Below are 10744 nucleotides of genomic sequence, written 5' to 3'. Positions count from 1 at the left end.
CGCGACTCCTAATCGAAGTCCCGGGCCTTCCCGTTCCGAATTCCGGCATGCCGAAATTCATCCCGATCAGGGGCCGTGCAGTAGTGGATGCCGCCGGTGCGGCTCGAAGTGTCGCCCCCGCGCCCTCACGGACGCCGCGGCAACTCGGAGAACACTACACCAGGTTCAGGGGTGCTTGCGCCGCCCCTTGGGGGCGCGAGCCGCCGGGTTGCCCGTACGGGTGGTGCGGCGGCGTTCGTGGCGGGCGCGGGCCTCCTCATACTCGCTGCGGTGCAGGCGCTCCCCCGGGGCCTCCACGAAGCAGCGGAAGAAGTAGGCGAGCAGCACGCCGATGAAGCCGATCATCCTGATGCTGTACATCGACCGTTCCGCCGACGCGTCCGCGGCAGGTGCCGGGTGCCTGAGGAAGCCCTCCCACGTCTTGCGGAAGGCCAGTGCGTTGCACACGGCGAAGGCGATGACGACCAGGCCGTTCACCAGGCCGCCGACCTTGGCGATGGCCAGCCCTTCATATGCGAGGCGCAGGACGAGGGCGCCGGCGGCAGCCAGGGCCAGGGCTCCGGCTGCGACGCCCGCACGCCGCAGCGCGTAGCCGCCGTCGTGTTTCACCCAGGTCGTACCGAAGAAACGGATCGGCTCCGGCGCGGGGCCGGAGCCTGTGGTCTCGTGCGCATCGCTCATGCGTCGATTATCGGCACGCGGCCTTCACCCGGGCCCCACGTCGCTCAGCCCGCGCAGGGCACCGCCACGAAACCGCTGCTGCCCGTCTTCACAAAAGCGTCGGAGACGTACTGGCCGGGCGCGATGCTGTCCCAGACGTCGGTGGTGCCGCACGGGCCGGAGACCGTTTCGCCGCGGGTCTGGCAGCGGATCGGCACGCTGGAGCCCTCGGGCAGGACCTTGATGAGTTCACTGTCGGTGCTGGGCCCCCGGCGAACGTTCACCTGGTGGCCCGGGGCGATCGGGTAGTACGACGTCATGGTGTTCTTCCCCCCGCGAAGTATCAGTGAATGACATGTGCAGGCTAGCAACGCGCCGCACGCCTTCCCCGGCTGGCCCAGCCTCATCGATTAGGCTCCGCACGCCGCCCTATGCGGCCGAAATGACACGGGGCACGGGGGTGGGGTCATGCGCCCGGCAGGGGACGGTCCTGATTACGCGAGTCAGTACCGGCTGGAGGGCCGGCTCGGCTCGGGTGGCATGGGCGTGGTGCATCTGGCGCGTTCGGCGAGCGGGCTGCGGCTCGCCGTCAAGGTGGTGCACGCCGAGTACGCGGTGGACCCGGAATTCAGGGCGCGGTTCCGGCAGGAAGTCGCAGCTGCGCGGCGGGTGAGCGGAGCATTCACCGCGTCCGTCGTCGATGCCGACCCGGACGGTGAACGTCCCTGGATGGCCACCCTTTATATCCCCGGCCCCACGCTCGCCGAGCGCGTCAAGCGGAACGGCCCGCTGGACCCCGCCGGTGTGCGGCGGCTGGCGGCCGGTCTGGCAGAGGCGCTGCGCGACATCCATCGCGCGGGGGTTGTGCACCGGGACCTCAAGCCCAGCAATGTGCTGCTCGCGGAGGACGGCCCCAAGGTCATCGACTTCGGTATCTCGCGCCCGTACGACAGCGAGCTGCACACGGAGACCGGGAAGCTGATCGGCACGCCTCCTTTCATGGCGCCCGAGCAGTTCCAGCGGCCGCGGGAGGTCGGGCCCGCGGCCGATGTGTTCGCGCTGGCCTCGCTGCTGGTGCACGCGTCGACCGGGCGCGGGCCGTTCGAGTCGGAGAGTCCGTACATCGTCGCGTACCAGGTCGTGCACGACGAGCCGGATCTGGCCGGTGTTCCCGGCGATCTCGTTCCCCTGATCCGGGCCTGCCTCGCGAAGGATCCGGCCGCCCGCCCGACGCCGGACGCCATCATGCGCATGCTGCCTCCGTCGGCAGGTGCGAGCGCGGGCGCGAGCGTAGGCGCGGACCGGCCGGTGGAAACCCCGGCGCCCCCGAAGCCCTCTCGTCTCTCCCGTCGCCCCCGCCTCCGCCGTCCCCGCTGGCTCGCTGCCGCCGCCACCGGGGCCGTCGTGCTGGCGGTTGCGGTCGGCTGGGTGGCCAGTGAGGTCGACGGACAGCGGCAGCCGTTGCGTACGCGGCCGAGCCCCGCGGGATCCGCCTGGCAGCCGTGGGAAGCGTCCGTGCCGTCGGCGACGGCGGGCCAGGGGGACGGGGTGCGCGCCGGGTTCTGTACGTATGACAGGGGTGCGCTGTACTGCGCTGCGCGCGGGGTGCACGCGGCGCGTGTGGATGCCGACCACGGCAAGGTCGCCTGGCGGCGGGCCGGGGCGGCCGTCGGGCCCGGCGATGGTGCTCCGAGCGCGCCCGTCGTCTCCGGCGGGCTGGTACACGCGCTGTCGCCGGACAAGCGTGAGCTGTCGGCACTGGATCCGGCCACGGGCAAGCAGCGCTGGACGCGTGATGTGTCCGGGTACGGCGGGCGGGTTTATCACGCGGGTGACGTCGTACTGCTGGTTGCGGACGACAGTACGGTCACCGCGGTCGACGGCACCACCAACCAGGAGCGGTGGCGGCACAAGCTGCCCGGCGGCATCAAGCCGGTCTTCTCCTTCTACGGCAGCGGGCCCGCCTATGCCGTGTCCCCCTCACCCGACGGGCGTCACACGCGCGTCGTCGCGGTCGACCCGCTGCGGGGGAAGACGGTGTGGGACTGGACAGCGGACGGCAATCTGACGACCGTCGGCGCGGGGCCACATGCTGTCCTCTATTTGAGCGAGGCGGATTCTCAAACGCGAGTTTCGGCCGTTGTGCGGTATGCGCCGGGCATCGGGCGTGAGCGGCGGGTGCCGCTGTCGGCGGCGGTGGAGGCGACGAGCGTCGTCGCGAACGGCTCCGTCGTCTACCTGCTGTCGTCGGACGGCGGACTGACGGCGGTCGATACCGAGCCGTCCGCGGATGTGCGCCAACAAGCCACCAAGTGGCGGCTGGAGACGTCGGTGGCCAATGCGTCGGCGCTCGTACCGGCCGACGACGGCCGGCTGTACTTCTCCGCGGCGGACGGCCGGCTGCTGGCCGTGGACGCAGCGCACGGGACGATGCTCGGGCAGACGTCGCCCCGCCTGGCGCGGGCCGGGCGGGGCTATCTGGAGTTGCTTCCTGCGCCGGTGGTGGCGGACGGGAAGGTGTTCGGGGCGGCGCCGGACGGGACGGTGTTCGCGGTGGATGCGCACGACCCGGCGGGATGGCGGTGAATCCCCGGCGCCGGCAGGCTCAGCCGAGCTTGCTCACGTCCCGCACCGCGCCCTTGTCCGCGCTCGTGGCCATGGCGGCGTAGGCGCGCAGTGCCGCGGACACCTTGCGTTCGCGGTTCTTGGGCGCGTACGTGCCGCCGAGCGCCTCCCGACGGGCCGCCAGTTCCTCTTCAGGGACGAGCAGTTCGATCGAGCGGCCCGGGATGTCGATGCGGATCCGGTCGCCGTCCTCGACGAGGGCGATCGTGCCGCCCGAGGCGGCCTCCGGGGAGGCGTGGCCGATCGAGAGGCCCGAGGTGCCGCCGGAGAAGCGGCCGTCCGTCACCAGGGCGCAGGCCTTGCCCATGCCCCGGCCCTTGAGGAAGGAGGTCGGGTAGAGCATCTCCTGCATGCCGGGGCCGCCGCGCGGGCCCTCGTAGCGGATGACGACGACGTCGCCTTCCTTCACCACCTTGGAGAGGATCTTCTCGACGGCCTCTTCCTGCGACTCGCAGACGACGGCCGGGCCCTCGAACGTCCAGATGGACTCGTCGACGCCGGCGGTCTTCACGACGCAGCCGTCGACGGCGAGGTTGCCCCTGAGGACGGCGAGTCCGCCGTCCTTGGAGTAGGCGTGCTCGGCGGAGCGGATGCAGCCGCCGGCCGCGTCCAGGTCGAGGGTCTCCCACCGCTCGGACTGGGAGAAGGCGGTGGCGGAGCGGACGCAGCCGGGGGCGGCATGCCAGAGCTCGACGGCCTCGGCGGACGGTGAACCACCGCGCACGTCCCAGGTCTTGAGCCACTCGGCCAGGGTGGCGGAGTGGACACTGTGCACGTCCTCGTTGAGCAGTCCGGCGCGGTAGAGCTCGCCGAGGATGGCGGGGATGCCGCCTGCGCGGTGGATGTCCTCCATGTAGTACGTGCCGCCGGGGGCGACGTTGGGGGCGACCTTGGCGAGGCAGGGGACGCGGCGCGAGACCTGGTCGATGTCGGTCAGGTCGTACTCCAGCTCGGCCTCCTGGGCGGCGGCGAGCAGGTGCAGGATCGTGTTGGTGGAGCCGCCCATGGCGATGTCGAGGGCCATGGCGTTCTCGAAGGCGGCGCGGGTGGCGATGTTGCGGGGCAGGACGGATTCGTCGTCCTGCTCGTAGTACCGCTTGGTGATCTCGACGACCGTGCGGCCGGCGTTCTCGTAGAGCGCCTTGCGGGCGGTGTGGGTGGCGAGGACCGAGCCGTTGCCGGGGAGGGAGAGGCCGATGGCCTCGGTGAGGCAGTTCATCGAGTTGGCGGTGAACATGCCGGAGCAGGAGCCGCAGGTCGGGCAGGCGTTCTCCTCGATGCGCAGGACGTCCTCGTCGGAGACGTTCTCGTTGACGGAGTCGACGATGGCGTTGATGAGGTCGAGCTTGCGGACGGTGCCGTCGACGAGGGTGGCCTGGCCGGCTTCCATGGGGCCGCCGGAGACGAAGACGACGGGGATGTTCAGGCGCATGGCGGCCATGAGCATCCCCGGGGTGATCTTGTCGCAGTTGGAGATGCAGATCAGCGCGTCGGCGCAGTGGGCCTCGACCATGTACTCGACCGAGTCGGCGATCAGGTCGCGGGAGGGCAGCGAGTAGAGCATGCCGCCGTGGCCCATGGCGATGCCGTCGTCGACGGCGATGGTGTTGAACTCGCGGGGGATGCCGCCCGCCGCCTTGATGGCGTCGGAGACGATCCGGCCGACCGGCTGGAGATGGGTGTGGCCGGGGACGAATTCGGTGAAGCTGTTGGCGACGGCGATGATCGGCTTGCCGAAGTCCTCGCGCGCTACGCCCGCGGCGCGCAGAAGGGCTCGGGCGCCCGCCATGTTGCGGCCGTGGGTGACGGTGCGGGACCTCAGCTCGGGCATCCTGCTCCACTCCTCGATTTGCGCGGGTGCGAATTTCCGGACCTTGAGTCATCGAGGGTACGCCGGTCATCCAAGGCGTGGACAGGGTTCCGGAATATGAGACAAGCGTCCCGGCCGGTGTACCCCTCAGCCGTGCCTCAGTCGCCCGCCAGGTGCCGCTGTACCGCGGGGGCCACCAGGGCCACCACCTGGTCGAGGTCCGCCGACGCCAGGGGTTCGACCTTGATCACGTAGCGGAGCATGGTCACGCCCACCAGCTGGGCGGCCGCGAGCTCGGAGCGGAGTCCGGCCTCGGGGACGTCGAGCTCGTCGGCGATCCTGAGCATCAGCCGGCTGCTGACGAGATCGCGGAAGACCGTGGCGGCGGTCTCGTTGGCCACCGCCGAGCGGACGATCGCCAGGAGCGGCTCGCGGCTGACGGGGTCCTCCCACAGCTGGAGGAAGAAGCTCGTCAGCCGCTGCCCCACCTGCTCCCTGCCGCTCGCAACGACGACGGCCGGGGCTTCGAGGGCGGGCGCGAAATCCACTTCGACGGCGGCCGCGAAGATCTTTTCCTTGGGCCCGAAGTAGTGGTGGACAAGCGCCGGGTCCACCCCGGCGCCCTTGGCGATGCCGCGGATGGAGGCCTTGTCGTAGCCGTGCCGGGCGAATTCGGCGCGGGCGGCGGCGAGGATGCGCTCGCGGGCGCCGGGGCCCTCCTCCGTGTCCGTACGGGCGGGGCGGCCGCGGCGGCGGGGGGCCGGGGTAGCGGTCACGGGCGGGCCGCGCCGGTCGGCGAGGCGAGGTGGAGCCGCGTGTAGGCGAGGGCCTCGGCGAGGTCGGCCTCGCGCTCGGCGGCGGACATGGCCCGGCGGGTGTTGACCTCGATCACGATGTGACCGTCGAAGCCGCTGACCGCGAGGCGCTCGAGCAGCTCGGCGCAGGGCTGTTTGCCCCGGCCGGGGACGAGGTGCTCGTCCTTGGCGGAGCCGTTGCCGTCGGCGAGGTGGATGTGGGCGAGTCTGTCGCCCATCCGGTCGATCATCTGGAGGGCGTCCGTACGGGCGGTCGCCGTGTGCGAGAGATCGACGGTGAAGTGCCGGTAGTCGTCGTTGGTGACGTCCCAGTCGGGCGCGTAGGCGAGCATTTCGCGGTCGCGGTAGCGCCAGGGGTACATGTTCTCGACGGCGAACCGTACGTCCGTCTCGTCGGCCATTCGCCAGATGCCGCGGACGAAGTCGCGGGCGTAGGAGCGCTGCCAGCGGAAGGGCGGGTGGACGACGACCGTGGACGCGCCGAGCTTCTCGGCGGCGGCGCGGGCGCGCTGGAGCTTGACCCAGGGGTCGGTGGACCAGACGCGCTGGGTGATCAGCAGACAGGGGGCGTGGACGGCCAGGATGGGCACCTGGTGGTAGTCGGAGAGGCGGCGCAGCGCCTCGATGTCCTGGCTGACCGGGTCGGTCCACACCATGACCTCGACGCCGTCGTAGCCCAGGCGCGCGGCAATCTCGAAGGCCGTCGCCGTCGACTCGGGATAGACCGATGCCGTTGACAGCGCGACCTTCGCGTCCGGAATGCGCACGACTGGCTCTGTCACGAGGGACAGCGTACGACCGCCTCTCCTACGGCGGGCAGGTGGTCCGTCACACGGCGCACATGGGATCGCTCACGTTTGCTCGCGTCACAGCCCCGAAGGCCGGCTTCCGGTCATGCTCCCGGCAGGTGGTCCAGCCGCCGCAGGATGACGCCCTCGCGCAGTGCCCAGGGGCAGATTTCCAGCTCCTCCACCTCGAACAGCTCCATGGCGGCCTCGGCGACGAGCGCGCCCGCCAGCAGCTGGGGCGCCCTGCCGTCGGACACTCCGGGCAGGGCGGTGCGCTGGGCGGTCGTCATGCCGGCGAGCTTGGGCACCCAGTCCTGCAGGGCTTTGCGGGTGAGCCTGCGCTCGGTGTAGAGGCCTTCGGAGGAGCGGGCGGCGCCGGCGATGCGGGCGAGCTGTTTGAAGGTCTTGGAGGTGGCGACGGTGTGGTCGGGGGCGCCGTGCCGGGAGAATTCGCCGACGCGGCGGGCGATCTCCGTACGGACGTGGCGGCGCAGCGCTCGTATGTCGGCGGGGTCGGGCGGGTCGCCGGGGAGCCAGGCGGCGGTGAGGCGGCCGGCGCCCAGCGGGAGGGAGGCGGCGGCGTCGGGTTCCTCGTCGAGGCCGTAGGCGACCTCCAGGGAGCCACCACCGATGTCGAGCACAAGGAGTTTTCCGGCCGACCACCCGAACCAGCGACGGGCGGCCAGGAAGGTGAGCCGTGCCTCTTCGGCGCCGGTGAGGACGGAGAGGGTGATGCCCGTCTCCTCCTGGACGCGGGCGAGGACGGCGTCGGCGTTGGGGGCTTCGCGGATGGCGGAGGTGGCGAAGGGCAGGACTTCTTCCACGCCCTTGTCCTCGGCCGCGCGCTGGGCGTCGTCGAGGACGGCGACGAGCCGGTCGACGCCCGCGTCGCTGATGGCGCCGTCGTCGCCGAGGAGTTCGGCCAGACGCAGCTCGACCTTGTGCGAGTGGGCCGGCAGGGGGCGGGCACCGGGGTGCGCGTCGACCACCAACAGGTGGACGGTATTCGAACCCACGTCGAGGACACCGAGTCTCATGGCCTGAACGCTACTGCGGTTGTGGTTGGCATTTAGTCTTGAGGGGTGGCGAAGACGAAGAAGGCGAAACCGGACAAAGTCCTGGACAACGCCCCAGAGCAGCAGGTCAAGGGCTCCGGTAAGCCGGACAAGGGATCCAAGGCGGCCAAGCCGGACAAGGCAGCCAAGCAGAGCAAGTCGTCTGATCAGGGCAAGTCGTCTGGTCGGGACAAGGTTGCCAAGGCTGTCAAAAAGGTGAAGGCGTCCTCCGGGGTTCCCGACGAGGTCGGGCTCGACTTCGCCCGCGCCTGGGTCGAATTCCCCGACCCGGCCGACGACGAGCAGGTCTTCCGCTGCGACCTGACGTGGCTGACCTCCCGCTGGTCGTGCGTCTTCGGCAGCGGCTGCCAGGGCATCCAGGCCGGGCGCGCCGACGACGGCTGCTGCACGCTGGGCGCGCACTTCTCGGACGAGGACGACGAGAAGCGGGTGGCCGGACACGTGGCGCGGCTGACGCCGGACATCTGGCAGTTCCACGCGGAGGGCACCGGTACCGGCTGGACCCAGCTCGACGACGACGGCGAGCGGCAGACGCGGCGCTGGCAGGGCTCGTGCATCTTCCAGAACCGCCCCGGCTTCGCGGGCGGCGCGGGCTGCTCGCTGCACATCCTGGCCCTGAAGGAAGGCCGTGAGCCGCTGGAGACCAAGCCGGACGTGTGCTGGCAGCTGCCGGTGCGGCGCACCTACGACTGGATCGACCGGCCGGACGACACCCAGGTGCTGCAGGTGACGATCGGCGAGTACGACCGGCGCGGCTGGGGCCCGGGCGGCCACGACCTGCACTGGTGGTGCACGTCGGCGCGGTCCGCTCACGGCGCGGGCAAGCCGGTGTACGTCTCGTACGCGCCCGAGCTGACCGAGCTGATGGGCAAGAAGGGCTACGCGCGCCTGGTGGAGCTGTGCGAGGAGCGCATGGCCGCGCTGCTGCCGATGGCTCCTCACCCGGCGGACTCCCCCGCGCACACCGCCTGAGCTCAGCCCGTGCGCGTCGGCATCGGCGTCGGTGCGGGCGGCGTGGCGGGAGGGGTGGGGGCCCCGGGCGTGGGGCCGGTGGGCGCGGGGGCCGAGCCACAGCCTTCGATCGTCACGGCCGAGCCGCCCGGCGCGACGGCCACCCGCGCCCGCCAGCGCCCGGACGGTTCCAGGCTGTGGTCCACGGAGACGGTGACCGTCACGGACTGGCCCGGGCGCAGCACCCCGCCGGGCTGGCTGAGCCGCAGCCAGGGCGCGTCGGCCGACATGGACCAGCTGACCGGCTCGCCGCCGCTGGCCCGGAGCGTGATGACGGTGGCGGTGCCGCTGGGCTGCGCCTCGACCGTCAGCCGCCCGGGTCCGAGGACCGGGCCGGGCGGGCCCTGCCGCGGGGCGGGCGGGGGCGTGGCGCCGGGGCCGGCCGGGAGAGGGACTGGCCTGCCGTCGGGGCCGACAACGGCGACGGAGACGTCGGCGAACCGGTGGCCCACGGTGGCGGGCGCGCCCATGGGGGCGCGGGCGGCGCCGCCGGCCTCGTAGGAGCCGGTGTAGGGGTCGTATGCGCCGCTGTCGTACGGATCGTCGTACGAGCCTTCGTGCGGGTGGCCGCCGAGGCTGTCGGTCTCGGGGGCGGAGACCGTCGCGGAGCCGTGGCCCTCGCCGAGCGGCGCTCCCCGGTAGGCGGCCCACAGGGCGAGGACCGGGGCGGCGACGACGGTCGCGACGACCGTGGCGGTGACGGCCCGGCTGCGCAGGCGGCTGCGGCGGGCAGTGCGGTCCTTGGGGGCGACGGGGAAGCCGCTGCGGTCGAAGCGGGGCGTGACGCGGGCGGCCGCACGCCGGCGCTGGGGGCGCCGGCCCAGGGCGCGCAGCGTGGCTGCGTGCGCTGCGGCACGGGGCGCCCGGAGGACGGGCAGAGGGGCGGAGGAAGCGGCCGTGCCGGGCCAGGGCTCGCCGGCGGTGGCGCGCTCGGCGGTGCGGCGGCAGACGGCGCACTCGTCCACATGCCGCACCAGCTCGCGCCGGAGTACCGCTCCCAGCAGCACTTCCCGGTCCTCTGTGAAGCGGGCGACGAGCGGACAGCGGCCGGACTCGACGACGGCCAGGGCGGTGCGGGTGCGCTCGACTTCGCAGGCGGCGCTGGAGAGCAGCGCGCGGGCGGCGTCGCACTCCATGCGGAGCACGGCGGCGACCTCGTGGGGGGCGAGCTGGTGGCGGACGGCCAGTTCGAGGGCTTCGCGCTGCTCGGCGGTGGTGCCGGCGGCCTCCGGCCAGGCGAGCAGGGCCAGTTCCGCGCGGTGCCGCGGGTCGGCGGTCTCCGCGGGGCCGGCTGCCGCGGCGGTTCGGGCTGCGGCGGGCTCGGCCAGTCTGCGCAGGCACTCCCAGCGGGCCAGGGCGTACAGCCAGGGGCGCAGGACCTCCCCGGCGGCGGGGGCGCGGTCGGCGCGGCGCTCGGCGTGGGCGAGGACCTCGCCGAGGGCGGCGACGGCGGTGTCGTGGTCGCACAGCACCGACAGGCAGTAGGTGAACACGCCGTCCAGGTGGGGCTCGTAGCGCGCGAGGGGCAGGCGGGGGACGGTCTCGTCGAGGTCCTGGCCCTCGCCGACTTGATCCTCGCCGTCTTGATCGTCTTGGCCCTCGTCGCCCCCTTCGGTCTCGCTGATCACCTCGGTCTCGCGGGTGGCGTCGGGGGCGGGGAGCTCGGTGGTGCGGGCATCCGAGGAGGCGCTCCGAGGAGCGGTGCCGTAGGGGGAGGCGCTCTGTGTGACGGGCGTGTCGGCGGCGGGGTTCTCGACGACCGGGGGCTGGGCCGCGCGGCGCGCACCGCGAGGTGCGCGGTGCGCGCCGGTGGCATGAGTGGGGGGCTCGGGCCTGCGCGTCATCATCCCGGCGACGGTAGGCCGATGGTGCCTGCCCGTCCGCCCCGCCCACCGAGGTTTAACCCATTCGGGTGACGTTCTCCCTCAAAAGGGGACAGGAACCTCCTGTTCCGAGGCG

Annotated in this window: 9 protein-coding genes; 2 read left to right on the top strand and 7 right to left on the bottom strand. The window is 72.3% G+C overall.

What is annotated here, in order from left to right:
* Nucleotides 1–165: 165 nt before the first annotated feature.
* Together FHS39_RS17105 and FHS39_RS17100 are read right to left on the bottom strand one after the other, a co-directional pair.
* Nucleotides 166–681, bottom strand: coding sequence for a hypothetical protein (locus FHS39_RS17105; protein WP_184350184.1), 516 nt, complete (start codon nt 679–681; stop codon nt 166–168).
* Nucleotides 682–725: 44 nt separating this feature from the next.
* Nucleotides 726–980, bottom strand: coding sequence for an SH3 domain-containing protein (locus tag FHS39_RS17100; RefSeq protein WP_184350183.1), 255 nt, complete (start codon nt 978–980; stop codon nt 726–728).
* Between the two features lie 148 nt (nt 981–1128).
* On the opposite strand from FHS39_RS17100, the gene FHS39_RS17095 reads away from it, so the two are divergent.
* Nucleotides 1129–3246, top strand: a complete 2118-nt coding sequence (locus FHS39_RS17095; RefSeq protein WP_184350182.1) for a protein kinase domain-containing protein — start codon at nt 1129–1131, stop codon at nt 3244–3246.
* Nucleotides 3247–3265: 19 nt separating this feature from the next.
* On the opposite strand, the gene ilvD is transcribed toward FHS39_RS17095, so the two are convergent.
* The 4 genes from ilvD to FHS39_RS17075 all read right to left on the bottom strand — a co-directional run bounded on the left by ilvD (nt 3266) and on the right by FHS39_RS17075 (nt 7735).
* Nucleotides 3266–5116, bottom strand: coding sequence for a dihydroxy-acid dehydratase (ilvD, locus tag FHS39_RS17090; protein WP_184350181.1), 1851 nt, complete (start codon nt 5114–5116; stop codon nt 3266–3268).
* Nucleotides 5117–5253: 137 nt separating this feature from the next.
* Nucleotides 5254–5871, bottom strand: a complete 618-nt coding sequence (locus tag FHS39_RS17085; RefSeq protein WP_184350180.1) for a TetR/AcrR family transcriptional regulator — start codon at nt 5869–5871, stop codon at nt 5254–5256.
* Nucleotides 5868–6692: a TIM barrel protein gene (locus FHS39_RS17080; RefSeq protein ID WP_184350179.1), complete on the bottom strand. Its 825-nt coding sequence runs from the start codon at nt 6690–6692 to the stop codon at nt 5868–5870. Before FHS39_RS17080 ends, FHS39_RS17085 begins: the two co-directional genes overlap by 4 nt.
* A gap of 110 nt (nt 6693–6802) precedes the next feature.
* Nucleotides 6803–7735, bottom strand: coding sequence for a Ppx/GppA family phosphatase (locus FHS39_RS17075; RefSeq protein ID WP_184350178.1), 933 nt, complete (start codon nt 7733–7735; stop codon nt 6803–6805).
* Nucleotides 7736–7969: 234 nt separating this feature from the next.
* Between FHS39_RS17075 and FHS39_RS17070 the strand changes: the two genes are divergently transcribed.
* On the top strand, nt 7970–8746 hold the full coding sequence (locus tag FHS39_RS17070) for a DUF3109 family protein (RefSeq protein WP_425507790.1): 777 nt from the start codon (nt 7970–7972) through the stop codon (nt 8744–8746).
* A gap of 2 nt (nt 8747–8748) precedes the next feature.
* Here the strand turns inward: FHS39_RS17070 and FHS39_RS17065 are convergent, their stop codons facing one another.
* Nucleotides 8749–10632: a BACON domain-containing protein gene (locus FHS39_RS17065; RefSeq protein ID WP_184350177.1), complete on the bottom strand. Its 1884-nt coding sequence runs from the start codon at nt 10630–10632 to the stop codon at nt 8749–8751.
* Between the last annotated feature and the right edge of the window lie 112 nt (nt 10633–10744).

The organism is Streptomyces olivoverticillatus, from assembly GCF_014203555.1.
Taxonomy (GTDB): Bacteria; Actinomycetota; Actinomycetes; order Streptomycetales; family Streptomycetaceae; genus Streptomyces; species Streptomyces olivoverticillatus.
This window is presented reverse-complemented; position numbering and strand designations above follow the sequence as displayed.